At 70.8% G+C, this 24,230-nt stretch carries 24 protein-coding genes; 5 read left to right on the forward strand and 19 right to left on the reverse strand.

Annotated elements, in window-relative coordinates; translation table 11 throughout:
* The first annotated feature begins 71 nt into the window (after positions 1–71).
* Complete coding sequence (locus tag F563_RS0107190) at positions 72–410, forward strand: hypothetical protein (protein WP_156825101.1); 339 nt, start codon at positions 72–74, stop codon at positions 408–410.
* Between the two features lie 3 nt (positions 411–413).
* Here F563_RS0107190 and F563_RS0107195 read toward each other — a convergent pair whose 3' ends face one another.
* Genes F563_RS0107195 through F563_RS0107205 form a run of 3 tightly spaced genes read right to left on the reverse strand, consistent with a single transcriptional unit; the run spans position 414 to position 4,913 of the window.
* Positions 414–2,162, reverse strand: a complete 1,749-nt coding sequence (locus F563_RS0107195; RefSeq protein WP_019013981.1) for an SLC13 family permease — start codon at positions 2,160–2,162, stop codon at positions 414–416.
* Entirely contained in the window at positions 2,159–3,889 is a 1,731-nt protein-coding gene (locus F563_RS0107200; protein WP_019013982.1) for a histone deacetylase family protein, read from the reverse strand. The genes F563_RS0107195 and F563_RS0107200 overlap by 4 nt, the downstream gene beginning before the upstream one ends.
* Positions 3,890–3,932: 43 nt before the next feature.
* Positions 3,933–4,913, reverse strand: coding sequence for a Bug family tripartite tricarboxylate transporter substrate binding protein (locus tag F563_RS0107205; protein ID WP_019013983.1), 981 nt, complete (start codon positions 4,911–4,913; stop codon positions 3,933–3,935).
* Positions 4,914–5,040: 127 nt separating this feature from the next.
* On the opposite strand from F563_RS0107205, the gene F563_RS21895 reads away from it, so the two are divergent.
* On the forward strand, positions 5,041–5,511 hold the full coding sequence (locus F563_RS21895; protein ID WP_019013984.1) for an acyl-CoA thioesterase: 471 nt from the start codon (positions 5,041–5,043) through the stop codon (positions 5,509–5,511).
* A 57-nt stretch (positions 5,512–5,568) separates the two neighbouring features.
* The gene (locus F563_RS0107215; protein ID WP_019013985.1) at positions 5,569–6,549 is read left to right on the forward strand and encodes a Bug family tripartite tricarboxylate transporter substrate binding protein; all 981 of its coding nucleotides are present in this window, start codon (positions 5,569–5,571) and stop codon (positions 6,547–6,549) included.
* A gap of 100 nt (positions 6,550–6,649) precedes the next feature.
* On the opposite strand, the gene F563_RS0107220 is transcribed toward F563_RS0107215, so the two are convergent.
* The 4 genes from F563_RS0107220 to F563_RS21905 form a co-directional block, all read right to left on the reverse strand.
* The gene (locus tag F563_RS0107220; RefSeq protein ID WP_245557108.1) at positions 6,650–7,522 is read right to left on the reverse strand and encodes a DUF2189 domain-containing protein; all 873 of its coding nucleotides are present in this window, start codon (positions 7,520–7,522) and stop codon (positions 6,650–6,652) included.
* A gap of 73 nt (positions 7,523–7,595) precedes the next feature.
* The gene (locus F563_RS25100) at positions 7,596–9,113 is read right to left on the reverse strand and encodes a GNAT family N-acetyltransferase (protein ID WP_019013987.1); all 1,518 of its coding nucleotides are present in this window, start codon (positions 9,111–9,113) and stop codon (positions 7,596–7,598) included.
* Positions 9,110–10,138: a D-alanine--D-alanine ligase family protein gene (locus F563_RS0107235; RefSeq protein ID WP_019013988.1), complete on the reverse strand. Its 1,029-nt coding sequence runs from the start codon at positions 10,136–10,138 to the stop codon at positions 9,110–9,112. Before F563_RS0107235 ends, F563_RS25100 begins: the two co-directional genes overlap by 4 nt.
* Complete coding sequence (locus F563_RS21905; protein ID WP_019013989.1) at positions 10,131–11,459, reverse strand: KamA family radical SAM protein; 1,329 nt, start codon at positions 11,457–11,459, stop codon at positions 10,131–10,133. The genes F563_RS0107235 and F563_RS21905 overlap by 8 nt, the downstream gene beginning before the upstream one ends.
* A gap of 628 nt (positions 11,460–12,087) precedes the next feature.
* On the opposite strand from F563_RS21905, the gene F563_RS0107245 reads away from it, so the two are divergent.
* A complete protein-coding gene (locus F563_RS0107245; RefSeq protein WP_245557109.1) occupies positions 12,088–12,810 on the forward strand; it encodes a superoxide dismutase in 723 nt (240 codons plus the stop codon).
* 36 nt (positions 12,811–12,846) lie between these two features.
* On the opposite strand, the gene F563_RS21910 is transcribed toward F563_RS0107245, so the two are convergent.
* The 7 genes from F563_RS21910 to F563_RS0107280 form a co-directional block, all read right to left on the reverse strand.
* Positions 12,847–13,287: a DUF4167 domain-containing protein gene (locus F563_RS21910; protein WP_084596427.1), complete on the reverse strand. Its 441-nt coding sequence runs from the start codon at positions 13,285–13,287 to the stop codon at positions 12,847–12,849.
* A gap of 148 nt (positions 13,288–13,435) precedes the next feature.
* Positions 13,436–14,320 carry a peptide chain release factor N(5)-glutamine methyltransferase gene (prmC, locus tag F563_RS0107255; RefSeq protein WP_019013992.1) on the reverse strand — a complete coding sequence of 295 codons (885 nt, stop codon included), beginning with the start codon at positions 14,318–14,320 and terminating at the stop codon, positions 13,436–13,438.
* Complete coding sequence (gene prfA, locus F563_RS0107260) at positions 14,317–15,390, reverse strand: peptide chain release factor 1 (protein WP_019013993.1); 1,074 nt, start codon at positions 15,388–15,390, stop codon at positions 14,317–14,319. The genes prmC and prfA overlap by 4 nt, the downstream gene beginning before the upstream one ends.
* A complete protein-coding gene (gene hisS, locus F563_RS0107265) occupies positions 15,387–16,625 on the reverse strand; it encodes a histidine--tRNA ligase (RefSeq protein WP_019013994.1) in 1,239 nt (412 codons plus the stop codon). Before hisS ends, prfA begins: the two co-directional genes overlap by 4 nt.
* 122 nt (positions 16,626–16,747) lie before the next feature.
* Positions 16,748–17,659, reverse strand: a complete 912-nt coding sequence (locus F563_RS0107270) for an ABC transporter permease (protein WP_019013995.1) — start codon at positions 17,657–17,659, stop codon at positions 16,748–16,750.
* 3 nt (positions 17,660–17,662) lie between these two features.
* Positions 17,663–18,616, reverse strand: coding sequence for an ABC transporter permease (locus F563_RS0107275; protein ID WP_019013996.1), 954 nt, complete (start codon positions 18,614–18,616; stop codon positions 17,663–17,665).
* Between the two features lie 43 nt (positions 18,617–18,659).
* On the reverse strand, positions 18,660–20,276 hold the full coding sequence (locus tag F563_RS0107280) for an ABC transporter substrate-binding protein (RefSeq protein WP_019013997.1): 1,617 nt from the start codon (positions 20,274–20,276) through the stop codon (positions 18,660–18,662).
* 174 nt (positions 20,277–20,450) lie between these two features.
* Here F563_RS0107280 and F563_RS0107285 point away from each other — a divergent pair, with 174 nt between their 5' ends.
* Entirely contained in the window at positions 20,451–21,218 is a 768-nt protein-coding gene (locus tag F563_RS0107285; protein ID WP_026299400.1) for an aspartate/glutamate racemase family protein, read from the forward strand.
* Here F563_RS0107285 and mnhG read toward each other — a convergent pair.
* From mnhG to F563_RS0107310, 5 genes are read right to left on the reverse strand one after another with little or no spacing between them, the layout of a single operon-like run.
* Complete coding sequence (mnhG, locus tag F563_RS21915) at positions 21,128–21,559, reverse strand: monovalent cation/H(+) antiporter subunit G (RefSeq protein WP_211211393.1); 432 nt, start codon at positions 21,557–21,559, stop codon at positions 21,128–21,130. The genes F563_RS0107285 and mnhG overlap by 91 nt on opposite strands.
* A 4-nt stretch (positions 21,560–21,563) precedes the next feature.
* Positions 21,564–21,884 (reverse strand): MrpF/PhaF family protein, encoded by a 321-nt coding sequence (locus F563_RS0107295; RefSeq protein WP_019014000.1) that lies wholly within the window; start codon positions 21,882–21,884, stop codon positions 21,564–21,566.
* Positions 21,881–22,372, reverse strand: a complete 492-nt coding sequence (locus F563_RS0107300) for a Na+/H+ antiporter subunit E (RefSeq protein ID WP_026299401.1) — start codon at positions 22,370–22,372, stop codon at positions 21,881–21,883. Before F563_RS0107300 ends, F563_RS0107295 begins: the two co-directional genes overlap by 4 nt.
* The gene (locus tag F563_RS0107305; RefSeq protein WP_019014002.1) at positions 22,369–23,868 is read right to left on the reverse strand and encodes a Na+/H+ antiporter subunit D; all 1,500 of its coding nucleotides are present in this window, start codon (positions 23,866–23,868) and stop codon (positions 22,369–22,371) included. The genes F563_RS0107300 and F563_RS0107305 overlap by 4 nt, the downstream gene beginning before the upstream one ends.
* A complete protein-coding gene (locus F563_RS0107310; protein ID WP_019014003.1) occupies positions 23,865–24,230 on the reverse strand; it encodes a Na+/H+ antiporter subunit C in 366 nt (121 codons plus the stop codon). The genes F563_RS0107305 and F563_RS0107310 overlap by 4 nt, the downstream gene beginning before the upstream one ends.

Here is a 24,230-nt window from a genome sequence, read left to right on the forward strand (position 1 = left end):
CGCCGGCGCAAGCGGGGGCCATGATGGCGCGCTTGGCCGGCGGAGAGTTCGCCGCTATCTTCGGTTGCAGCATGAAGATCGGTCTCGCGATTGCCTTGCTCGCGATCTGCGCCACGCCCGCGTTTGCGCAGTCCGGCTGGCCGGCAACGGCCGGCCCCGGCCTGCAGCGTCTGGTCATTCCGCCGGCTGTCCAGGCAACGGCGCCGGTCGCGCCGTCGCAGCGCGAGGCGGAGATCCCCCCCGCACCGGAGAAGCTTGCCCTGGCACCGGCCGGCGCGGCCGGTGCCGCCGCTGCCGGGCTCGCCTCGGGTGGGCTCGCGCTCGGCGCTCCGCTCGGGCTGCTGGTGGTCGGCGCCGCGGCCGTCGCCGTCAGCGGGGGCGGCAGTTCCGCAACCGTGACGACACGCTGACGGCTACGCCGCCATCGCCGTGAGAATCGGCGTGGCGACCGCGAGCGCCACCAGCTCGAGCGGCAGGCCGACGCGCCAGTAATCGGCGAAGCGATAGCCGCCCGGCCCCATGACCAGCAGATTGTTCTGGTGCCCGATCGGTGTGAGGAAGGCCGAGGAGGCGCCGATCGCGGTCGCCAGCAGGAACGGATCGATCGGCGCGTCGAGCGCGCGCGCAAGCCCGATCGCCACCGGCGCCATCACCGCCGCGGTCGCCGCGTTGTTCATCACGTCCGACAGCGTCATGGTCAGCGCCATCAGCACCGCGAGCGCCACGGGCAGCACCGGGGTGCCGATCGTGTCGAAGGTGAGCGTCACGACCGCGTCGGCCGCCCCGGTGGTTTCCATCGCCTGCGCGACCGGCATCATCGCGCCGAGCACCACCAGTACCGGCCAGTCGATCGCACTGTAGGCCGCGCGCGCGGTGACCGCGCCGAGCGCCACCGCCACCGCCGCTGCCGCGGCGAGCGCCACCGGCGCCGGAGCGATTCCGGCGGCGGCGATCGTCACCCCTGCCGCCAGCGGGAGCACGGCGCGCAGCGTGCGCTCGGAGGCCATCGCCAGGCTGCGCGGTGCGAGCGGCAGCAGGCCGGTGGCACTCTGGAACGCCCCGAGCGTCTCCTCGCGCCCCTGCAAAAGCAGCACATCGCCCGGCTCGATCCGGAGGCGCGCCAGCGACTGCCGGCGCACGGTGCCGTGCCGCGACAGGCCGACCAGATTGACACCCCAGATGTCGCGCAGCCGGATCGAGGCAGCATTGCGGCCGACCAGCCGGGAATCCGCAGTCACCACGACCTCGGCCACCACAAGCCCGCTGCTCTTGGTCGCCTTCTCCGCGAGTGCCAAGCCGAGCGTTTCGAGCCCCGGTCCCAGCGCTTCGGCCTCGGCTTCCAGCAGCAGCCGGTCGCCCGCGCGCAGCACGGTCGAGCCGTGCGGCACGCGCGTGCGGTCGCCTGCGCCGATCAGCGCAAGCACCTGGCCGTCGTAGTCGGAGAGCGCCTCGTCGAGGTCCTGTACCGTCATCCCGTCGGCCCTGCCCTCCTTCTGCACCGACACTTCGACCACGTAGGGCGCGATGTCGCGCACGTCCTCGGTCGAGCCCTCGCGCTTGGGGGCGAGCCGCCAGCCGATCAGCGCGAGATAGGCGAGCCCCGCGAGTGCGACCGGAAGCCCGGCGGTCGCGAAGGCGAAGAAGGTGAAGGGGCCGAGTTCGGCGCCGGCGCGCGCATCCGAGACGATGACATTCGGCGGCGTGCCGATCAGCGTGGTCATGCCGCCGAGCATGGTGGCGAAGGAGAGCGGCATCAGCAGCGCGCCGGGCGCGATCCCGTCGCGCCGGCAGATCCGCATCGCCGCGGGGATCAGCAGGCTCAGCGCGGCGACGTTGTTGATGAAGGCCGAGGCCGCGGCGCCGATTCCGCCCAGCACCAGGATCGCCATCATCGCCCCGCTGCCGGCCGGCAGCAGACGGTCGGCAAGGCCCTGCACCAGGCCCGTCTCCTCCACCGCGCGCGAGAGCACGAGCGCTGCAGCGACGGTGACGACGGCCGGCGCGCCGAAGCCCGCGAAGGCATCGGTCGCCGGCACGAGCCCGAGCGCCACAGCAAGCAGAAGGGCGGACAGTGCCGCGAGGTCCGGCCGCACGCGCCCCGAGGCCATGGCCGCGATCACGCCGGCCAGCAGACCCAGGATCATGAGCTGCGGCGTGGTCATGACCGCCCGCTCCAGAGGCCGGCGAAGAAGGCGGCCGCGTTGGCGCCGAGGGTGCGCGTGCGGTAGCCACCCTCCTGCACCACCAGCGTCGGCAGATTCAGCGCTGCGAGGCGGGCGCCGATGCGGTGGAAATCGGCAGCGCGGTGGCGCCACGACCCGGTCGGATCGCCGGCAGCGGTGTCGAACCCGGCCGCGATCACCAGGAAGCGCGGATCGTAGCGCAGGATCCGCCGGCACGCGGTCTCCAGCGCCTCGGCGAACTGGGCGGGGGTTGCGGCCTCGGGCAGCGGCAGGTTGAGGTTGAAGCCCGCGCCGCCCCCCTCGCCGCGCTCGTCGCGGAAGCCGGAGAAATAGGGGTAGGCGATTGCCGGGTCGCCGTGGATCGAGATCGTCAGCACATCCGCCCGCGCATAGAAGATGTCCTGCGTGCCGTTGCCGTGGTGGTAGTCGATATCCAGCACCACGCAACGTCCGAACCGGCTGAGCAGTTCCGCCGCGATCGCAGCGTTGTTGAAGTAGCAGAATCCGCCGAAGGCACGGCGTTCGGCGTGATGGCCGGGCGGACGGACGAGCGCATAGGCGAGCCGTTCACCGGCCAGCACCGCCTCGGCGGCAGTGAGCGCGCAATCGACGGCGTGGCGGGCGGCTTTCCAGGCGTTGCCGGTGATCGGCGTGAACGTGTCGATGCAGAAATACCCGGCACGGAGCGCCAGATCCTTGGGCGGTCGCGTCGCGTTGCGGATCGGGAACACATACGGATAGACCGCCCTGCCCTCGCCCACTTCGGCACAGGCGGCACGCAGATAGGAGACGAGGCTGCGGTCGTGCACCGCGGTGATCGCACCATCCGAAAAGGCACGGGCCGGCAGGTTGCGCAGCGGCACCGCGCGCGGCAGGTGCTCGAGGATCTCGCGCACACGCACCGGCGCCTCGACATAGCCGCGCTCGCGCACATGGTGGATGTCGTGGCGGTCGTTGACGACCAGCGTCATCGCCGGCCCGGGGGACAGGCGCGGGGCCGGCAGGGCGCGCGCCGGCCGAGGGACCTCGCGCAACCGCACCGGATCGTCGCGCACGCTTTCGATCACGCGCTCGATGTAGCCCGGCGAGCAGACCCGTCCGTACTTGCGGGTCAGCACCGCGCGGATGGCGGCGCGCGCCTCCTCGCGCGGCCAGGCATCGCGCCGGTCGAGCAGGTCGACCACCAGCAGCGGCGGCATCGGCCCGGTCTCGCCCGGAATCGGCAACTCGTAATCGGTGCCGGCGAGCGGGCGCGCGCCGAACTGCGCGTAGAAGCGCAGCCGTCGCGCATTCGCCGCGCGCAGCGCGGGATCGGTGACCACCTTCGGATCGTCGGGCAGGCATTCGCAGAGCAGGACCGAGGCGTTCAGACCGGTGGCGAGTTCGCGCGCGCGCTGATAGAGCGCGCCTCCCACCCCCGCGCCCCGCGCGCCCTCGGCGCCCGCGATGTAGTCGAGCCAGAGGACGCCCACATCGGGCATGTGCCAGAGGATCGCCGCGCCCCGCACGCGCCCCATGCCGTTCTCGGCCACCAGCAGGAACGGCCGGACGTGCTCGGGACCGCCCCGGCGCAGCAGGGGGGCGAGCGTCTCGAACTCGCCGGCGCGCGCCGCCGGGAAGGCCGCGCGCAGGAGCTTGACCGCTGCCTCGATGGCGTCCCGGTCGATGCGCGCGGCGTCGTCGGCGATGCGGCGGATGCGGATCATCGCCGCACTGGTAGCATGCCCGAAGGAGGCCGTGCTGCCGCGGCTATTCGGTGATGCCGAGGCTCCGCACCAAGGGCGCCCAGGTGGCGTTCTCGGTGCGCACGAACTCGGCAAAGCGTTCGGGCGTGTAGCCACGCATCGCCGGTGTGCCCATCTGCTCGAAGCGTGCCTGGATGGTCGGGTCCGACAGCGCCTGCTCCACCGCCGCCGCCATGCGCACGACGATCTCGCGCGGCAATCCGGCGGGGCCGAACACGCCGTACCAGGAATACGCCTTGTAGTCGGGCAGGCCGACCTCGCGCGCCGTCGGCACCTCGGGGACGAGCGAGGAGCGCTCGTCCGTCGCCATGAACAGGATCTTCGCCGTGCCCGCTTCCTCGAGCGGCTTCAGCAGGCTCGCGATGTCGAAGGTGTAGTGCACCTCGCCGGCGGCGAGGGCTGCGAACACCGGACCTGAGCCACGATAGGGCACATGCACGACATCCGCGCCGATGGCCTTCGCGAATGTGGCGCAGGCGATGTGGCCCGATGTGCCGACGCCGGCCGAGCCGTACTGGTACTTCCCCGGATTGTTCCGAAGAAGCGCGATGAACTCCTGCGCCGTGTCCACCGCGAGCCCGCGGCGCGTGACACCGAGCCCGACCGGCACGAACACGGTCGGCGCGATCGGCGTGAGGTCGCGCACCGGATCGAACGGCAGAGGCTGGGGCAGACCGGGGGCGAGGCCGATCTGCGAGAGCGTGGCCATGCCGACCACGTCGCCGGTCGGCACCTGCTTGGAGACGAAATCCACGCCGATCACGCCGCCCGCCCCGGCCCGGTTCTCCACCACCACCGGCTGGCCGAGGATCTCCGAAACCTTCGGCGCCCAGAGCCGGGTCGTCACATCGGTGCCGCCGCCAGGCGCGAAGGGCACGATCAGGCGCACCGGCCGGGTCGGCCAGGTCCGCGCGCGGGCCGGCATCGCAAGCGCGAGCGCAGGAGCGGCGAGGAGCGTGCGGCGGCGAAGGGGCTGTCTCGGCATCGGGTCTCTCTCCGGTGCGGTGCGGGGCGGCGCACCTTAGGTTGGGGGTGTGGCGCAGGCCAGAGGCCTTGATGCGTGCGCGCGCAGTGCGAGACACAGCGGCCAGCCGCCCCACCGGGAGGCGAGGGTGAACGGCACGATGCAGGACGACGGACACGACACCGAGGTGCTCTGCCGGGTCCGCCCCGAGTGGGTGGACCACTACGGCCACATGAACCTCGCCTACTACCTGGTCGCCTTCGATCTCGCGACCGACCGGCTCTGGCCGGCGCTGAACCTCGGTGCGTCCTTTCGGGCACGCGGGCTCGGCACCTTCGCCGCGGAATCCTGGCAGGCCTATGAGCGGGAGGTGGTGCTCGATACGCCGCTCTCCGCCGACAGCGCGGTGCTGGCGTTCGATGCCAAACGGCTGCTGATCCGCCATCGCCTGTACCACGCCGAGGAGGGATGGCTCTCGGCGGAGAACGAGGTTCTGTATCTCTGCGTCGATCTTGCAAAGCGGCGCGTCGCCGCGTGGCCGGAGGATGTGCTCGCACGGTTCGCGCCGCATCGGACGGAGGATGCGCCGAAGCGCCTCGCACTGGCGCGCAGGCGTTGACGCGGTCACGGTGCGGCGGGGATCATCGGGCCAACGAACACCCGGGGAGATCGTCCGATGCCTGTCTCACGCCGCGCCCTGATTGGCGCCAGCCTCGCCGTTCCCCTCGTCGCCCCCGCGGCCGGGCAGAGCCGTTACCCCGATCGGCCGGTGGTGCTGGTCGCGCCGTTCGGCGCCGGCGGCGCCTCGGATGTCGCCGCGCGCACCTTCGCCGCGCACGCCGACAAGCATCTCGGCCAACCGATCGTGGTGGAGAACCGCACCGGCGCCTCGGGCATGATCGGCACGCTGCATGTGCGCCGCGCCGCGCCCGACGGGCAGACGCTGCTGATGGCGCGGATCGCCTCCTCGGCGATCGTGCCGGCGATCGATCCGTCTGCGCAATACGCGTGGGACGAGTTCACCTTCCTCGGCATGGTGGACATCAATCCTTATGTGTTCGTGGTGCGCGAGGACGCGCCCTGGCGCACGCTCGGCGATCTGGTGGAGGAGATCCGCCGCCGTCCGGGCGCGCTGAACCACGGCAGTTCGGGGCCGAGCACGATCCTCAATCTCGGCGTGCGCTATCTCCTGCTCCAGGCGGGGCTCGCACCGGACGCGACGGTCGAGGTGCCGTTCCGCGGCGGCGGCGAGGTCGCGACCGCCCTGCTCGGCGGGCAGGTCCAACTGGTCGGCCAGAACCTGAGCGAGGCCGCCGGCGCGATCGCGGGCGGACGGGTGCGCGCCCTCGCCGTCACGACCACCGAGCGCTTCCCCTCGATCCCGGATGTGCCGACGGTGCGCGAGGCTGGGTACCCCGCCCTCGAGGCGATCGTGGGTTGGGATGCGCTCGCGGGTCCGCCCGGCCTGCCGGCGACGGTGACGCAGCGCTGGCGCGAGGTCATGGGCGCGCTCGCGAAGGACGAGGGCTGGATCGCGGCGACCAAACGCGTCGGCTCGGTGCCCTGGATCACCGACGGGGCGGCGGCGAAGGCCTATATTGGCGAGCAGGTGCGGCTCTACCGCGACCTCGGGCGCCGGCTCGGGATGGTGACGTGACGCCGGGCGATAGCGCCCGCGCGCCATGACGCACCATCCCCACCCTGCACCCGGGCGGCGGCGCTGTTCCTTCCTGCCGCCCGGCGATGCCTGGCCGCAGCTACCAGGCGACCACGCGGCGATAGAGATGCCACGTCGCGTGGCCGAGCACCGGCACCACCACCGCGAGCCCGATCAGTAGCGGCAGCGCTCCCGCCACCAGCAGCACCGCGACGATCAGGCCCCAGGCCAGCATCGGCACGGGGTTCGTCATGACCGCGCGCACCGAGGTTCGCACCGCGATCATCGGATCGACCGGCCGGTCGAGCAGCAGCGGGAACGAGACGACCGTCAGCGTCAGGACCAGCACCGCGAAGATCAGCCCGACGCCGTTGCCGATCACGATCAGCATCCAGCCCTCGCGGGTGGTGAACGCGGCGGTCAGCAGCGCGCCGATCGTCTCGCCATGCGCCCCATCACCGATGGTCGCGACGTAGATCAGCCGCGCGGCGATGATCCAGGCGACGAAGAGGCCGAACAGCATCGCGCCGAGCAGCGCGATCGCCGTGATGGAGGGCGAGCGCAGGACCGACAGCGCATGCGCGGCCGAGGCGGGCTCGCCGCGCTCGCGCCGGCGGCTGATCTCGTAGAGCCCGAGGGCAACCACCGGGCCGAGCAGCGACAGCCCCGCAAGCAACGGAAACAGCAGCGGCAGCAGGCTGCCGGTGGCGACACGCGCCGCGATCAGACCGACCACCGGATAGATCACGCCAAGGAAGATGAGCTGGGTCGGGATGGCGAGGAAATCGTCCCAGCCCTTCGCGAGCACCTCGCGCAGATCAACGAGCGTGATGTGCCGGACAGCGGGTTCGCCGCTCGCCGGAATCGCGTGCTGGTTCGCGGTCGCGTGCGCCATGGGCCTTGCTCCCTTCGCCGTGTCGAGGCCGGGCTCGCCCAGCCCGGCATCCGTCGCGTCGGGGGATCGAACCGGCATCGGCTCGTGCGTCGGTCGAGCCAGCCGTGACGCCGGTCAAACCGCCAACATCGTCAGTCTAGCACAGCGAAGGTCAGTCAAGGGGGCGCAGCAGGATCAGTTTCGCGTCACCGCGGGCGTAGAAGTCGGGCACGGTCGCGACCGCGCGGAACCCCGTGCGGGCGTAGAAAGCGCGCGTCGGCGCATAGGCCGGCTTGCCGGCGGTTTCGGCGTAGAGGGCCGTGCCGCCCTCGAGACGCACCGCCTCCGTCACCCGGTCGAGCAGCGTCCGGCCGATCCCGCCGCCCTGTGCCGCGGGGTGGACGACAATCCAGTAGAGATCCCAGGCGCTTTCGGTGCAGGGGGTCGGCCCGTAGCACGCATAGCCGACCAGCACGCCATGCCGTTGTTCGGCAAGCACGAAGCGGTAGGACGAGGCATCACCCTGCGCGAGGCGGTCCTCGGCGAGTTCGCGTGCGACCGCGACCTCCGCCTCGGTGAAGACCCCGGTCGCGGCGCAGAGTGCCGCGATCCGCTCCGGGTCGCCGGCGACCAGAGTCGTGCGGAGGGGCGGATGCGCCGTGACCGGGCGCGAGGGTCGAGCACTCGACGGCGCGGAACCCGGAGGCGTCACGATGGTCGGCTCAGCGAGCGCGGCGGCAGCGATCCGCCCGACCAGGTCCCTGAACGACATCCCCGCGCGCTCCGCGGTCGCGGCAAGGCCCATGCCCGGCGTGAGGCAGGGATTGGCATTCACCTCCAGCACCCAGGGCTCGCCTGATCGATCCACACGCAGATCGACCCGTGCATAGCCGGCGAGGCCGCACACCTCCCATACCCGGCGCACCAGCGCCGCCATGCGCTCGACCAGCGGCCCATCGTCGTGGCGCAGATCGAAGGAGCGCGTGGCATAGGGATAGATCGGATCGGTCGGGTCCCATTTGCTCGCCCAGTCGACGATGCGCGGGCGGCCTTCGGGCCAGCGGGGATCGAACACCTGCTCGGCAGCGGGCAGGACGATGCACCCGCCTGCGCCGTCGTCGATCGCCGAGAGATTGAACTCGCGCCCGTCGATGAAGGCTTCGGCGAACCAGCGTCCACCGTGCTCCGCCGCGCGCGCGCGCATCAGCGCGCGCGCCGCATCAGCATTCGCCACCACGCTGTCAGGTCCGATCGCGAACGAGGCATGCTCGGTTGCGTGCTTGATGATCAGAGGGCCGGGGATGCCGGCGCCGTCACGCTCGATCCATGGCGGCGTCGCGATCCCGGTGGCGCGCAGCACGCGCTTGGTCGCGAGCTTGTCGGCGGTCAAGGCGAGCGCGGCGGCGGTATTGCCGGTGAAGGCGAGGCCAAGACTCTCGAGCAGCGCGGCGGCGGTCGGCGCCATCACGCCGGCTGCACGACCGACCGTCAGGCTCTCGACCAGGTTGATCACCAGATCGGGCCGATCATCCGCGAGCGCGCCAGCAACGGCGGCAAGGTCGAGCCCCGCAGCCAGCCGACGCGTGCGCCAGCCCGCCTCGATCAGTGCAGCCTCGACCGCGCCGACCTGCTCCAGCACGTCCTGCTCGTCGGGCGGTGCATCGGGCGGCACCGCCTGATGCAGGATCACGCCGCGACGCGCGTCCGCTGCCAGAGTCCGGTGCGGGCCAGCGCCGAGTCGAGAATCCGGTCCATCAGCCATGCGAAATCGTATCCCGCGAGGCGCGTGAGGATCGGCAGGTCGGAATGCGTCGGATTGAGTCCTGCAAGCGGGTTGACCTCGAGAAACTGCGGAACGCCCGCGGCATCGCAGCGCAGATCGATCCGCCCGCCGTCACGGCAGCCGAGCGCGCGCCATGCCGCCAGCGCAACCTGCTCGGCCGCGCGCGCCGTCGCGTCCGTCGCGATCGCGTAATCGACCCGGCCGTGCCAGTCCTCCTTGGTCGCGAGCCCGTACACGCCGCCATGCGCGGTCGCGTTCAGCCGCACCTCCATCGCCGCGATCGCCTGCGCCTCCGCCCCGGTGCCGACGATGCCGACGGTGAACTCGCGGCCCGGAAGATAGGTCTCGACCAGGACAGGCTGGCGGAAGCGCGCGAGCAGGTCGCGGCAGGTGCGGGCGAGCGCCGTCCGGGTCGTGCAGCGGCTGGCACTCTCGACGCCCTTGCCGGTGCCCTCGGCGATCGGCTTGGCGAAGAGCGGAAACGGCAGGTCGATCGCCGCCGCGTCGCGCGGCTGCTCGATCACGGCGAAGGGCGCGGTCGGCACGCCTGCATCCCGCACCACACGCTTGGTGTGGCCCTTGTGCAGGCAGAGCGCGAGCACGAGGCTGTCGGAGAACACGCAGGGAATGCCGTAGGACTCGCAGAGCGCCGGCACGAGCGACTCGCGGCCGAAGCCGGCCAGCCCCTCGCAGATGTTGAACACGAGATCCCACCGCTCGCCGGCCGCGAGGCGGGCGACCAGCGCGCGGTGATGGCCGATGCGCTCGACCGCGAAGCCGCGGGCGGTGAGATGATCGCCGATCGCATCGATCGTGCCGGCGCTGTCGAACTCGGCCGTCTCCTCCTCGCTCAGCCCCTCGGCGAGCCAGGCGTCGCGCAGATCGTAGGTGAAGCCGACGCGCAGGCGCCGCGCCATGCCGCCGTCAGGCATGGGGCACCCCCTTCGCCCGCGCCGCGACATCCGGCGGCACGACGCGATCGGCGCCGAGCCCCCCTCCCGGATCGGTGTAGCGATAGACGCCGCGTTCGAAGTTGCGCAGCAGCAGATCCTCGCCGTCCCGGCCGACCAGATAGTCCGGCAGCAGGGGGATCTTGCCGCCACCGCCCGGCGCATCGACGACGAAATGCGGCACCGCGTAGCCGGTGGTGTGGCCGCGCAGCCCCTCGATGATCTCGATGCCCTTCTCGACCGGCGTGCGGAAATGCGCCGAGCCCGAGATCGGATCGCACTGGTAGAGGTAGTAGGGCCGCACGCGCAGCTTCAGCAGCCCGTGCATCAGCGCGCGCATCGTGCCGATCTCGTCGTTCACGCCCTTCAGCAGCACCGTCTGGCTGCCGAGCGGGATGCCGGCATCCGCAAGGCGCGCGGTCGCCTCGGCCACCTCGGGCGTGAGCTCGTCGGGGTGCGTGAAATGGATCGACATCCAGAGCGGGTGGTAGCGGCGCAGCATCCGCGTGAGATCGCGCGTGATCCGCTGCGGCAGCACCACGGGCACCTTGGTGCCGATGCGCAGGAACTCGACATGCGGGATCGCGCGCAGGCGCGAGAGCAGCCACTCCAGCTTCTCGGTGGCGATGGTGAGCGGATCGCCGCCCGAGAGCAGCACGTCGCGGATCTGGGGGTGGGCGGCGATGTAGTCGATCGCGCGCTGCCACTGCGTCGTGCTGAACGTGTACTCGCCGCCCCCGCCGACCATGCGGCTGCGGGTGCAGTAGCGGCAATAGGTCGAACAGAAGCCGGTGGCGAGGAACAGCACGCGGTCGGGATAGCGGTGCACGAGACCCGGCACGGCAGCGTCATGATCCTCGCCGAGCGGGTCGTCGGCTTCGCCCGGCACGCGCAAGTATTCGCCGTTCACCGGGATATGCGTGCGGCGCAGCCCCTGCGTGGCGTCGTGCTCGTCGAGCAGGCTGGCGTAGTAGGGCGTGATGCCGACCGGCAGCGGGCCGGTGTGGCGCGCGACCGCGCTCTCCTCGTCCGGCGAGAGGCGGATCACACGGGCGAGGCCCCGCAGGTCGCGGATGCGGTGCTGGAGCTGCCAGCGCCAGTCGTTCCACTCCGCGGCCGTGGCGTCGGGCCAGAAGCGCCGGCGGAACGCGCGCGCGCGCGCCGATTGCGGGAACGCGGCGCCACGCTCGCGCTCCTTCACCGTGGCGGCAAAGACCGGCCTGTCGAGGGCGCCCGCGCTGGCCCGCGCGGACGCCACGCTGGATGGAGGTTCGGCTTCGGGGGCCTCGAGATCGCGATCCATGCTGGCTGTTTCCCTTCGACACCCGTCTGTCATGGGTCCGGCAGGCCCCCTGGCCGGAGTGCCGCGCTATGCGGCGTCGTGGCGCGGGCGCGTCGCCACCGGATTCGCTCCATAGTGCAAACGCGGGTGAGTCGCCAGTATTTCCGTCAATCTCCCTCCCGATCATCGGGGACGGAAAAACCCATGAGCGCCAAGGGGTTGAGGGCTCGGAACGCCGGTACCGCCGGCTGAAGCAAAATATCCACCCAACCCGTTTACTGGACGGTCAGCCGACAACAAAGAGAATAATGAGGTGATTATTGAAGAGCCTCCGCCGCGCCGCTGATCCATCACCTTCACCCGCAGTGTGCAGCTCGGCTGACGAACATCTCCCACGATCCGGCATCTCCATTCGCCGACGCGGCGGCGCGATTGTAAAGCCGGCGCGTTCGGCAAATCGTTGCCGCATCGAGATGCCATGTCGGAATGCCTCGCGAGCACCGGATGCAGACCCGGTGCGGGCGCCAACCACGGCTGTGCCCGGCCGATGCGCCGACGAGTCGGCCGCTGGCACGGCGATGGCGAATACCCAGATAGAGCGTGGCGGGAGCGCACCAGCCCCGCTTCAATCGGAGGAGGACGCCAAGCCATGACTGTCCCACGACGCGCCATGTTCCGACTCGGCGCAGGGCTCGCGGCGGCGGCGCTCGCGCCGTCGCTGCGGGTCGCCCTCGCCCAACCGACCGGACCCTTCACCCTGCCGCCCCTGCCCTACGCCTATGACGCCAACGAGGCGGCGATCGACGCCCGCACGATGGAGATCCATTACCGCTTCCATCATGGCGGCCAGGTGAACGGGCTCAACGCCGCGGTCGCCGATCACAGCCGGATCGCGGCCATGCCGCTCGACCAGATCCTGATGCGGCTGGGCGAGATGCCGGAGGCGGTCCGCACCGCGATCCGCAACAACGGCGGCGGGCACGCCAACCACTCGATGTTCTGGGTGATCATGGGAGGACCGGGCGGCGAGCCGTCCGGCGAGCTTGCCGCCGCCATCACCCGCGACTTCGGCGGATTCGCCCAGTTCCGTGAGCGTTTCGACCGCGCCTCGATGGGCGTGTTCGGATCAGGCTGGGCGTTCGTGACCGTGAACCGGCACGGCGGGCTTGCGGTCGTGCAGCGGCCGAACCAGGACAACCCGCTGATGGACGGCGAGCGGGTCCTGATGGGCAACGATGTTTGGGAGCACGCCTACTACCTGCGCTACCAGAACCGGCGCGCTGAATACGTGCGCAACTGGTGGAACGTGCTCGACTGGGGAAAGATCGGCGAACGTTACGCCGCGGCGAAGGCAGGCACGCTGACAATCTGAAGCAGCGGGGAGGCGCAAGGCGGCCTCCCCCGCGCGTCACTCGGCGCCGGCGATCGGCTTCGGCTGGTCGCCCTCGCCGGGCAGCGACTGGACGGAACCGTTCGCGCCCTCGCCGTGGCCGTTCATGGCCTGCTCGACCGCGGCTTCGACATCCGTCTCGCCCTCGTAGCCGTTCGGCCCGCGGCGCGGCTGCTGCGGCTGCGGGTTCTGCTGGCCCTGCATCTGCTGCATCGCGTTGAGGATGCGGAAGTAGTGCTCGGCGTGCTGGAAGTAGCTCTCCGCCATCACGCGGTCACCACCCGAGGTGGCGTCGCGGCCGAGCTGGAGATACTTCTCGAAGAGCTGCTGCGCCGTACCCCGCAGACGAACATCCGGGCCATTGGAATCGAACACGTGGTTGCGATTCATCGGCTGATGCCGGTGCTGATGGCGGCCGCCCTGGTGATGGCCGCGCCCGCGCATGCGCTTAAGGTTCATGTCGTTTCACGTCTGCCGTTGTTGCCGCAGCGTCCCCGCCCGGTCTGCCCGGGCGCCCCAAGACCGCCCATGGCGGCCCGCCCATGAGGCCGGCGCCCGTTCAGGGCCAATCCGGCGACGCGTCCCTCTCGCTGGGCTTGCCCGCACCCTAGTCCGCGATCCTCGGCTCGCCAACCGTTTTTTCCGCGTGGCGGAGCACAATAGCACGCGGGATTCCGCCCAAATCCTGCCGCAATTCGCCGACGCCGAGCCCGCGGGCCGCCGCCAACCGGCTGACATCAGCCCCCTGCCCTGCCCCGAGTTCGAGCACCGCCACCCCATCGGGCAGCAGGATGCGGGGCAGATCCGCAAGGATCGCGCGGTAGGCATCAAGGCCATCCACGCCGCCATCGAGCGCGGCGCGGGGGTCGTGCTCTCGTACCTCGGGCTCGAGCCCGGCAATGTCGCCGCTCGGAACATAGGGCGGGTTGGCCAGCACGAGATCGAACCCGCCGTCGAGTGCAGCCGACCAGTGGCCACAGACGAACAGTGCCCGATCCGCCAGCCCTGCCCGCGCGGCATTGGCGCGCGCGACCGCGAGCGCGGCGGGCGAACGATCGACGCCGAGGCCGATTGCGGCGGGGAACTCGCTGAGTGCCGCGAGCAGCAGCGCCCCGGACCCCGTGCCGAGGTCGAGCACGCGGCGCACCGTCGGGCGATCCGGCAGGGCGGCGAGCGCGGCCTCGATCAGCGTCTCGCTGTCGGGTCGCGGGATCAGCACGTCCGGCGTCACGATGAGGTCGAGCGTCCAGAAGCCGCGCGTGCCGGCCAGATGCGCGGCCGGAACATGCGCCGCGCGCCGCGCGACCAGTTCGCGGAACCTCGCCGCCTCCGCAGCCCCGACAGGATCGCGCGCCTCGATCGTCAGCAGGCCCGGCGCGCGGCCGAGCACATGGCCGAGCAGCAGCCGCGCCTCGCGCCGCGGCCCCTCGATGCCGGCCGCGCGCAGCACCGTTCCGGCCTCGCAGAGCAGCGACCCGATCGTGTCCGTCACGCCCCTTCGGCCATCAGCGCCGCCTGGTCCTCGGCGGTCAGCGCATCGATCAGCTCGTCGAGCTCGCCGGCGAGGATGCGGTCGATCTTGTGCAGCGTCAGCCCGATGCGGTGGTCGGTGACGCGGCCCTGCGGCACGTTGTAGGTGCGGATGCGCTCGGAGCGGTCGCCGGTGCCGACCTGGCTGCGGCGAAGATCGGAGCGCGCGGAGGCCTTCGCCTCGCGCTCGCGCTCGTAGAGCTTGGCGCGCAGGATCTTCATCGCACGCGCCCGGTTCTTGTGCTGGCTCTTCTCGTCCTGGCAGGCGACGACGATGCCGGTCGGCAGGTGGGTGATGCGCACCGCGCTCTCGGTCTTGTTCACGTGCTGGCCACCGGCGCCCGAGGCGCGGAACACGTCGATGCGCAGATCCGCGTCGTTCACCTGCACATCGACCTCCTCCGCCTCGGGCAGCACCGCGACGGTGGCGGTGGAGGTGTGGATGCGGCCCTGGCTCTCGGTCACCGGCACGCGCTGGACGCGGTGCACGCCGCTCTCGTATTTCAGCCGCGCGAACACGTCCGTGCCGGTGATCTCGGCCACCGCCTCGCGATAGCCGCCGAGATCGTTCTCGGAGACATCGAGGACCTCGAAGCGCCAGCCGCGGCTCTCGGCGTAGCGCCGGTACATCGCGAACAGGTCGGCGGCGAACAGCGCCGCCTCGTCGCCGCCGGTGCCGGCGCGCACTTCGAGGATGGCGTTGCGGCGGTCGGCCTCGTCGCGCGGCAGGAGGGCGATCCGCACGGCGTGATCGAGCGCGGCGACGCGCGCCGCCAGCGCCTCGGCCTCCTCCTCAGCCATCTTGCGCAGCTCGGGATCGGCGGACTCGTCCCTCGCCATGGCGCGGGCATCCGCAAGCTCCCGCTCGGCGCGGCGGAGCGCCGCGACCTGGTCGGCCACCGCCTCGATCTCGGCGAGCTCGCGCGAGGCCGCGACATAGGCCGCGCCGTCGAGGCCCTCGGCGAGCTTCGCACGCAGTTCCTCGGCGCGCGACAGCACGCGGTCGAGCCGGAGGGCGAAGCTCTCGCTCATCGTCTGAGGCGGGCGGGAAGGTCGGCGATCGGCACCGCATGCTGCTCGCCGCTCGCGAGGTCCTTCACCTGCGCCACACCCGACGCAAGCTCGCTCTCGCCGAGGATGACAGCGGCCCGCGCGCCGATCCTGTTCGCCCGCTCCATCCGCCGCTTGAGATTGCCGCGGAACGCCATCTCGGCGCGGATGCCGGCGGCGCGGAGCGCGCAGAGGATGCCGATCGCCGCGGTCTCGGCCGCCTCGCCGACGGGGATGACGGCGATGGGCGGTTCGGGCGGGGGCACGTCGCCGGCCAGCATGGCGAGGCGCTCGATGCCGGCCGCCCAGCCGACCGCGGGCGTGGGCGGGCCGCCCATCTCCTCGACCAGCCCGTCGTAGCGGCCGCCGGCCATCACCGTGCCCTGGGCGCCGAGCCGGTCGGTGACGAACTCGAAGGCGGTGTGGCTGTAGTAGTCGAGCCCGCGCACGATCCGCGGGTTCACGCGGAACGTCACGCCGAAGGCTCCAAGATGACGCTGCACGGCGTCCCAGTGCGCGCGCGCCGTCCCGGTGAGATAGGGGAAGATGTCGGGCGCATCCGCGACGATGGCGCGGTCGGTCTCGTCCTTGCTGTCGAGCACGCGCAGCGGGTTGCGGTGCAGGCGCGCGCGGCTGTCCTCGGAGAGCTGCCCCTCGTGGGCGGAGAGGAAGGCGATCAACGCGGCGCGATAGGCGGAGCGGCTTTCGCGGTCGCCGAGCGTATTGATCTCCAGCGTGGTGCCCTCGGCCACGCCCAGCGACTCCAGGATCGCCTGGCCGCAGGCGATGATCTCGGCGTCCGCGAGCGGCTCACCCGCGCCGACGGTCTCGATGCCGATCTGGTGGAACTGGCGGTAGCGGCCTTTCTGCGGCCGTTCGTAGCGGAACATCGGCCCCGCGTAGAACACCTTCTGCGGCAGCGATTGGGTCAGCCCGTTGGAGACGAGCGCCCGGCACACGCCGGCGGTGTTCTCGGGGCGGAGCGTGATGCTTTCGCCGCCGCGATCCTCGAAGGTGTACATCTCCTTGGTGACGACGTCGGAGGTGTCGCCGAGCGAGCGGGTGAAGACGCGGGTGTCCTCGATCACCGGCGTCTGCCACTCCTCGAAGCCCCAGAGTTCGGCGATGCGGCGGGCGGTTTCGGCGACGTGGCGATGGCGGCGCATCTCCTCGCCGATGAGGTCGCGGGTGCCGCGGATGGGTTGCAGGGCGCTCATGGCGCCCGGATGGGGCGAGGTCAAAGCCCGTGTCAAGGGAGAGGGGTTCGGAGAGCGGGGAGGGTCCGATTGCTTCGCTGGCCCGAGGGCCAGCTACGCCGGCCCTGTCCCCCGGGATTCCGTCAGGCCCTCACATCCATCGCCTGCCTCAGCCCGTCGGAGAGGAGGTTGAAGCAGATCGACGTGGCGAAGATGCAGGCGCCCGGCAGCATCGCCACGGTCGGGTTGACGTAGATCGCGGTGCGCAGCGTGTTCAGCATCAGGCCCCATTCGGGCTCGGGCGGGGTGACACCGAGGCCGAGGAACGACAACCCCGAGGCGAGGATCATCGACACCGAGATCAGGCTGGTGGCGTAGACGAAGATCGGCCCCAGCACGTTGCCGAGGATGTGCACGCGGATGATGGTCAGCGGCCCGGCCCCGGAGGCGCGCGCGGCCTCGACGAAATCGAGCCCCCGGACCCCGGTGGTCACGCTCTCGGCGACGCGGATCACGGGCGGGATGAACACCAGCGTCAGCGACAGGATGGCGTTGATGGTGCCGGCGCCCAGCGCGCCGGAGATGGCGATCGCGAGCAGCACCGAGGGGAAGGCGTAGAACACGTCGGTGACGCGCATGATCAGCATGTTCACCGCGCCGCCGACATAGCCCGCGAGCACGCCGAACAGCGTGCCGATCAGGAAAGCGAGCACGACCGGGGTGATGCCCATGAACCAGGAGAGCCTGCCGCCATAGAGCAGGCGGGTCAGCATGTCGCGGCCGAGCTCGTCGGTGCCGAGCAGATGGTTCGGCGTGCCGACCATGCGCAGCCGGCGCAGCATCGAGCCCTGGTAGGGGTCGTGCGGCGCGATCAGGTGGGCGAACACGATCGCGAGGAACATCGCGATCAGGATCAGCGCGCAGGCGATGGTGACCGGGTCGCGCCGCAGCCGCTTCCACACCCCGGCCCAGTAGCCCTGGCTCTTCTGCGCCGCCTCGCGCGCCTGGACCGCGAGCTCGGCGGCGGCAGCGGTGCGGGCGGTCCCGTCGGCCATCGCTCAGCCCCGCTTGATGCGCGGGTCGAGCGCGGTCTGCACCAGGTCGACCAGCAGGTTCAGCGCGACGAAGAACATCGCCAGCACGAGGATGGTGGCCTGGAGCACGGGCAGGTCGCGCTGGAAGATCGCGTTGTTGAGCAAGAGGCCAGTCCCGGGCCAGGAGAACACCGTCTCGACCAGGATCGAGCCGCCCATCAGGTAGCCGAGCTGCAGCCCCATCACGGCGATCGTGTTGGGGGCGGCGTTCTTGACCACGTGCCAGAACACGCCCCGGCCGGTGAGCCCCTTGCCGCGCAGCGTCTGGATGAAGTCCTGGTTCAGGATCTCGGCGACGATGCCGCGCACGGTGCGCGTGACGATGCCCATCGGGATCACCGAAAGCGTGACGGCCGGCAGGATCAAATGCTGGATGTGCTCCCAGTCCCAGGACCAGTCGGCCGACCCGCCCGGCCCGGCGCCCATCGCCGGCAGCCAGGGGAGCTGGACCGAGAAGATCACCACCAGCACCATGCCGAGCCAGTAATGCGGCACCGACACGCCGGCGACAGCGAGGCTGACGGCGATCTTGTCGATGAAGGTCCCCTGGAAGCTGCCTGCGAGCGCGCCGAGGATGCTGCCGAGGACGAAGCCGATCAGCGCCGCCGTCAGGGCGAGACGGAGCGTGTTGCCAATCGCGACCGAAAGGTCGGACCAGACGGTGCGGCCGGTGGCCAGCGAGCTGCCGAAATCGCCGACCGAGACCTTGGCCAGCCAGATGCCGAACTGGATCGGCAGCGGCTGATCCAGCCCGTAGTCGCGGCGGATCTGCTCGACCAGTTCGAGCGGCGCGTCGGCCGGCACGATCGCGTTGATGGGATCGCCCGGCGCGATGTGCACCAGCATGAAGCAAACGAGCCCGACCGAGAGCGCGATCGGGATCGCATAGATGAAGCGGCGGATCAGGTAGAACAGCATCGCCGATGCGGGGCGGCGCGGAAGACCCGCGCCGCCCGCCTGCTCACTGGATGTAGGGCAGGGTCAGATCGACGAACCACGACTGCGGCTGGACGAAGCCGCGCACGCGGGGTGACATCGCCCGCGGCGAGACGTCGTGCGCGATCCAGATGAATAGCGCCTCGTCCACGCCGGCCGCATGCAGCTTCGCGAGCGCGGCATCACGCGCCGTGGCGTCGAAGCTGGTGCGCGCCTCGGCGACCATGGCGTCGAAGCGCGGATCGCTGAAATGGCCCCAGTTGTTGGAGACTGGCGGGGCCATCTTGCTGTCCCAGAACCGCACCATGGCAAAGAACGGGTCCATCGCGGCGAAGGAGACGTTGATCGCATGCGCGCCGCGCGCCGAGGCGTCCTTGCAGCCGCGGCGCCAGTTGGTGAACAGCGCGTTCCACTCGATCACATCGAACTCGACGTTGACACCGATCTCGCGCAGGTTCTGCTGCACGTACTCGTTCATCGGCAGAGGCTGCATCTGCCCGGATCCCGAGGCCGAGATCTGCACCTTGAGCGTCAGCGGCCGTTGCGGGCCGTAACCGGCTTCCGCGAGTAGGCGCCTGGCCGCCTCCGGGTCGTGCTTGATCTGGAACGAGGGGTTGCCCCACCAGGGATGGCCCGGCTGCACGGTGCCGACCGCGGGGACCATCAGTCCGCCGAGCAGCGTCTTCAGCCCCTCGCGGTCGATGCCCAGGTTGATCGCCTTGCGGATGCGCACATCCGCGAGGGGGCTGCCGTCGACGAAGCAGGGCTGCCACGGCCAGACATGGGGTTGCGTGTTGCTCTCGATGCGCATGCCGCGCGCGCGGAGCTGCGGGATCGCGTCGGGCGCGGGCGCCTCGATCCAGTCGACCTGGCCCGAGAGCAGGGCTGCGGTGCGGGCGTTCGCCTCCGGGATCGGCAGCAGCACGATCCGCTCGGCCTTGGCCTTGGTGCCCCAGTAGGCATCGTTGCGCACATACTCGGCGCGCTCGCGCGGCACGAAGCGCGCCATGCGGAACGGCCCGGTGCCGGACGGATCGGCGGCGAAGGCGTTCCATGCCGCCTCCGCGGAGGCGGCTGTCGCGCGCTTGCGCTCCCAGTGCGTCGGGCTCGCCATGAACAGGTTGGTCAGGTTGATCGGCAGGAGCGAGTCCGGCTCGGAGGTGTAGAGCGCGACGGTGTAGTCGTCGATCTTCTCGGCGCGGCGCAGGGTGGGCATGCGCGTTGCGGTGACGCCGACCTGGCGCGGGTCGAAATGCGGCGCCTCGCGATCGAGCACCTTGCGCACGTTCCATACGACCGCGTCGGCGTTGAAGTCCGAGCCGTCATGGAACTTCACGCCCTGGCGCAGCCGGAAGACCCACTTGGTCTTGTCGTTCGCATCGACCGCCCACTCGGTCGCGAGCGAGGGCACGAGCGGCGTGGCCCGGTCGCCGCGGGTCAGGTCCCACGCGGTCAGGCTGTCGTAGAGCGGGATGCCGGTGAAGCGGTTGCCCTCGAAACCCTGGTCGGGCTGGCCGTGGGTCAGCGGGATGTCGGCCGCCGTCATGCCGATGCGGATCGTGCCCTGGGCCGACGCGTCGAGCGCGTATCCGGCGGGCAGCGCCGCACAGGCGGCGGCGAGCAGCAGGCGTCGCAGTGTCATTGCACCCTCGTCCCCGTTTGGTTGAGCCTCTGGATCGGAGCGTCCCAGGATGCGGGGGCATTTGGCAAGCCCCATGCCACACGCGCGGCCCCTTGCCGCCGGGCAAGCTCCGGGGCTTTGCTGCGGCACTGCACACGGCGTGGGCACCCTGCCCCGCAAACCGGCGGAGCGATGATGCGGCTGCTGTTGATCAACGGCAACACGGACCCGGCGATGACGGCGCGGATGGTGACGCTGGCGCAGGGCGCCGCGGGCGCCGGCGTGGGCATCGTCGGCGCGACAGCGCGGTTCGGCGCGCGCTACATCTCGACCCGCAGCGCGGCCGCGATCGCCGGCCACGCGGTGCTGGACGCACTCGCCCACGCACTCGCCGAAGGTACGCATCCTGACGCCGTGCTGCTCGCCTGCTTCGGCGACCCCGGCATCGCGGCGCTGCGCGAGCTCTCGCCCGTGCCGGTGGTCGGGATGGCCGAGGCGTCGATCCTCACCGCGGCAACCGTTGCCGGACGGATCGCGCTGCTGACGGGCGGGGCGCGCTGGGTGCCGATGCTGACGGAGTACGTCGCCGCCCTCGGTTTCGGGAAGCGCGTTGTCGTACGCGGGATCGCACTGACCGGGGACGCCATCGCCGCCGATCCCGATGCCGCGCTGCCGGCCCTTGCGGCCGAGGCGCGGGCGGCGGTCGAGCGGGACGGCGCGGAGGCCGTGGTGCTGGGTGGGGCAGGGCTTGCGGGTCTGTCCGTGCGCATCGCCGATGCCGTACCCGTGCCGCTGCTCGACAGCCTGACCTGCATGGTGCGCTGGGCGATCGCGCTTGCCCCCGCGGCAGCACCGAAACCGAGCGCCGGCAGCTATGCTGCGCCACCCCCCGTGCCGGTGGACGGGCTGTCGGCTCCCCTGACCGGGCTGCTCGCGCCGGCGACGACATCGGCCGGCGCCTGACAGACGCGCGCGTTGAGGTCGTAGCGGCCCTCGAGGTCGTCGCGCACCTGGCTCGGGTCACGCGGCACGCCGAGCAGATAGGTGGCGCGCGCGATCAGGTGCGAGGCGATCGGTGTGGTGAACAGCAGGAACGCCACTCCGGCAAGCGCGCGCACCACGACATCGAACTCGCCGACGCCGATCGCGACCGCGAAGAACAGCAGGCCTCCCCCGAGCGTGCCGGACTTGGACGAGGCGTGCATGCGCATGAGCGCATCGGGCAGGCGCCAGATGCCGATCGCAGCGATCAGCGCGAAGCCCGACCCCGCGAGCACCAGCACGATCAGGACGAGCTGGGTCACGACCTCAATCATCGGCGTGGTCCAGCGGCGGCGGGTCAGCCTGGCGGGCGCGGCGGAACGCGACCCACTCGACATAGCGGGCGAAGGCGACGGTGGAGAGGAACGAGATGAGCGCCATCACCAGCGCGACATCGACATAGCTCGACGAGCCCGAGACCAGCGCGAACAGGAGTGCGGCACAGATCGCGGTCAGCGCCAGCATGTCGAGCGCGACGATCCGGTCGGGCAAATGCGGGCCGACGACAAGGCGCGCAAGCCCGAGCGCGAAGGAGATCGCGAGCATGCCCCAGCCGATCCAGATCGCGATGGCGAGCGCCGCACTCATCGCAGGAACTCCAACAGGCCGCGCTCGAAATTCTCCTTGATGTCGTGCAGCACCGCGTCCGGATCGTCCAGGAACATCGCGTGCACGTAGAGGGTGGAGCGATCCTCGGAGACGTCGAGCGACAGCGTTCCGGGGGTGAGCGTGATCAGGATCGCGAGCGCGGCGATCTCGACATCGCGTTCCGCCTGCAGCGGCACCGCGATCACCCCGGGCTGCGCGGTGATACGCGGGCTCAGCACCTGGCGCGCGATCAGGATCGAGGATTGCAGCAGCGCGTTGGCGTAGAAGCCGAAGAAGCTCACGAAGGCGATCGTCTTGCGGAAGTACTGCGGTTCAGGGCCGTCCCAGACGCGGCGCGTGAGGTAGAGCACGCCGAACCCCGCGAGGAAGCCGGTCAACAGCGTCCAGGGCGCGAAGCTGCCGAAGGCGCCGCACCAGGCGAGCATCAGCATCAGGTTGATCGCGAACATGCTGGCGGGGCGCTTCACGGCAGCCCCCCCAGCACCGCGGCCGCGTAGACGGTCGGATCGAGCATCTCGGCGGCGGCACGCTCGGCGACGATCCAGAACGGCTGGGCGAACAGGCCGATCACGATGGTCATCGCCGCGAGCGTCACGATCGGCGCCAGCATCGCCGCCGGGGCGGCTGCGAGCGGCGCGGCCGCCTCCCCGCCCTCGGGGTGCGGCTTCCAGAACGCCTCGCCCCAGATCTTGGTCATCGAGTAGATGGTGAGCAGCCCGGTGACGAGCGCGGCGGCCGCGATCCACCACTCGCGACCCTCCAGCGCCGCGCGTACCAGGATCAGCTTGGCCCAGAACCCCGAGAGCGGCGGGAAGCCGGCGAGGCTGAAGGCGGGGATGAAGAACAGCACCCCGAGCAGCGGGGCGGACTGGTAGAGCCCGCCGATCTTCTTCAGCTCCATCGAGCCGGTGAGCCGCGCGGCCACCCCGGCGATCAGGAACAGGTTCGCCTTCACGATGATGTGGTGGACGAGATAGAACACCGAGCCCACGATCGCGAGCGGCGTGTAGAGGGCGAGCCCCATCACCATGTAACCGATCTGGCTGATGATGTGCCACGAGAGGATGCGCCGCATCTCGCTCTGCGCCGCCGCCCCGAGCACGCCGGTGATCATGGTCAGGCCCGAGACCCAGAGCAGGATCTCGTGCGTCCAGCCGACATCGTGCGTGAACAGCAGCGTGAAGGCGCGCATCAGCGCATAGACGCCGACCTTGGTGAGCAGGCCCGCGAACACCGCCGAGACCGAGACAAGCGGCGTATGGTAGGCGGCCGGCAGCCAGAAGAACAGCGGGAACACGGCGGCCTTCATGCCGAACGCCGCCATCAGCAGCATCGCCGACGCGGTCAGCACGCCGGTATTGCCCACGTTCGGGATCGTGCGCGAGAGATCGGCGTAGTTGAGCGTCCCTGTCATGCCGTAAATGAGGCCGACCGCGAGCAGGAACAGCAGCGTCGCCACGAGGTTGAGCGCGACGTATTTCACCGCGCCATCGGTCTGCGCCTTGGTGCCGCCGATCGTCATCAGCCCGAACGAGGCGATCAGCATCACCTCGAACCAGACATAGAGGTTGAACAGGTCCCCGGTGATGAACGCACCGCACACGCCGAGCAGCAGCACGTGGCTCAGCGGATGGAACCAGGCGCGGCGGTGGCGCTCCTCGATCTCGGGGATCGCGAAGATCAGGCAGGCCGCGCCGGTGATCGCGGCGATCAGCGTCATCACCGCGCCGAAGGTGTCGACCGCCAGCGTGATCCCGAACGGCGCGTCCCAGTTGCTCGACTGCACGACGATCATGCCGCCGCGCCAGACCGCGTCCATCAGCGCGATCGACGCCGCGAGCAGCGCGAAGGCGCCGGCGAGAGACAGGGCGCGCTGGGTGCGCGGCATCGCATGGGCGAGCGTGGTGGCCGCCGCGGTGGTCATCGCGACGATCAGCGGGGCTGCGGCGTACCAGCCGCTCACGGCTTCACCTCCCCGGGCGGCTCGGCCTCGCGCATCTCGTCGGTGCGGATGGTGCCGAGCCGGACATAGGCCTGCCAGGCGAGCACGAGCGCGAAGGCCAGCAGGCCGAAGCCGATCACGATCGCGGTCAGGACCAGCGCCTGCGGCAGCGGGTTGGCGAAGGCCCCCTCGATCGCCTCGGCATCCAGCGGCACCAGCGGCGGAACATCGCGGGTCAGGCGGCCTGCCGTGAAGATCAGCAGGTTCACCGCATTGCCGAGCACCGCGAAGCCGAGCAGCAGCCGGATCAGGTTGCGCGACAGCATCAGCCAGGTCGCAACCCCGGTGAGCAGCCCGATCAGGAGCGCGAGCGGCACCTCCAT

Origin of the sequence: Elioraea tepidiphila DSM 17972 (assembly GCF_000378465.1) — a bacterium.
Taxonomy (GTDB): domain Bacteria; phylum Pseudomonadota; class Alphaproteobacteria; order Acetobacterales; family Acetobacteraceae; genus Elioraea; species Elioraea tepidiphila.

What these genes read in the sequence shown, in the direction of transcription:
- F563_RS0107190 (WP_156825101.1), top strand. Translation starts at nt 72, where the DNA reads ATGAAGATCGGTCTCGCGATTGCCTTGCTCGCGATCTGCGCCACGCCC.
- F563_RS0107295 (WP_019014000.1), bottom strand. Translation starts at nt 21,884, where the DNA reads ATGAGTGCGGCGCTCGCCATCGCGATCTGGATCGGCTGGGGCATGCTC.
- F563_RS0107200 (WP_019013982.1), bottom strand. Translation starts at nt 3,889, where the DNA reads ATGATCCGCATCCGCCGCATCGCCGACGACGCCGCGCGCATCGACCGG.
- F563_RS0107310 (WP_019014003.1), bottom strand. Translation starts at nt 24,230, where the DNA reads ATGGAGGTGCCGCTCGCGCTCCTGATCGGGCTGCTCACCGGGGTTGCG.
- F563_RS0107205 (WP_019013983.1), bottom strand. Translation starts at nt 4,913, where the DNA reads ATGCCGAGACAGCCCCTTCGCCGCCGCACGCTCCTCGCCGCTCCTGCG.
- F563_RS0107275 (WP_019013996.1), bottom strand. Translation starts at nt 18,616, where the DNA reads ATGCTGTTCTACCTGATCCGCCGCTTCATCTATGCGATCCCGATCGCG.
- F563_RS0107270 (WP_019013995.1), bottom strand. Translation starts at nt 17,659, where the DNA reads ATGGCCGACGGGACCGCCCGCACCGCTGCCGCCGCCGAGCTCGCGGTC.
- F563_RS0107215 (WP_019013985.1), top strand. Translation starts at nt 5,569, where the DNA reads ATGCCTGTCTCACGCCGCGCCCTGATTGGCGCCAGCCTCGCCGTTCCC.
- F563_RS0107220 (WP_245557108.1), bottom strand. Translation starts at nt 7,522, where the DNA reads ATGCCGGTTCGATCCCCCGACGCGACGGATGCCGGGCTGGGCGAGCCC.
- F563_RS0107285 (WP_026299400.1), top strand. Translation starts at nt 20,451, where the DNA reads ATGCGGCTGCTGTTGATCAACGGCAACACGGACCCGGCGATGACGGCG.
- hisS (WP_019013994.1), bottom strand. Translation starts at nt 16,625, where the DNA reads ATGAGCGCCCTGCAACCCATCCGCGGCACCCGCGACCTCATCGGCGAG.
- F563_RS21905 (WP_019013989.1), bottom strand. Translation starts at nt 11,459, where the DNA reads ATGGATCGCGATCTCGAGGCCCCCGAAGCCGAACCTCCATCCAGCGTG.
- prfA (WP_019013993.1), bottom strand. Translation starts at nt 15,390, where the DNA reads ATGAGCGAGAGCTTCGCCCTCCGGCTCGACCGCGTGCTGTCGCGCGCC.
- F563_RS21910 (WP_084596427.1), bottom strand. Translation starts at nt 13,287, where the DNA reads ATGAACCTTAAGCGCATGCGCGGGCGCGGCCATCACCAGGGCGGCCGC.
- F563_RS0107195 (WP_019013981.1), bottom strand. Translation starts at nt 2,162, where the DNA reads ATGACCACGCCGCAGCTCATGATCCTGGGTCTGCTGGCCGGCGTGATC.
- F563_RS0107235 (WP_019013988.1), bottom strand. Translation starts at nt 10,138, where the DNA reads ATGCCTGACGGCGGCATGGCGCGGCGCCTGCGCGTCGGCTTCACCTAC.
- F563_RS0107245 (WP_245557109.1), top strand. Translation starts at nt 12,088, where the DNA reads ATGACTGTCCCACGACGCGCCATGTTCCGACTCGGCGCAGGGCTCGCG.
- F563_RS0107280 (WP_019013997.1), bottom strand. Translation starts at nt 20,276, where the DNA reads ATGACACTGCGACGCCTGCTGCTCGCCGCCGCCTGTGCGGCGCTGCCC.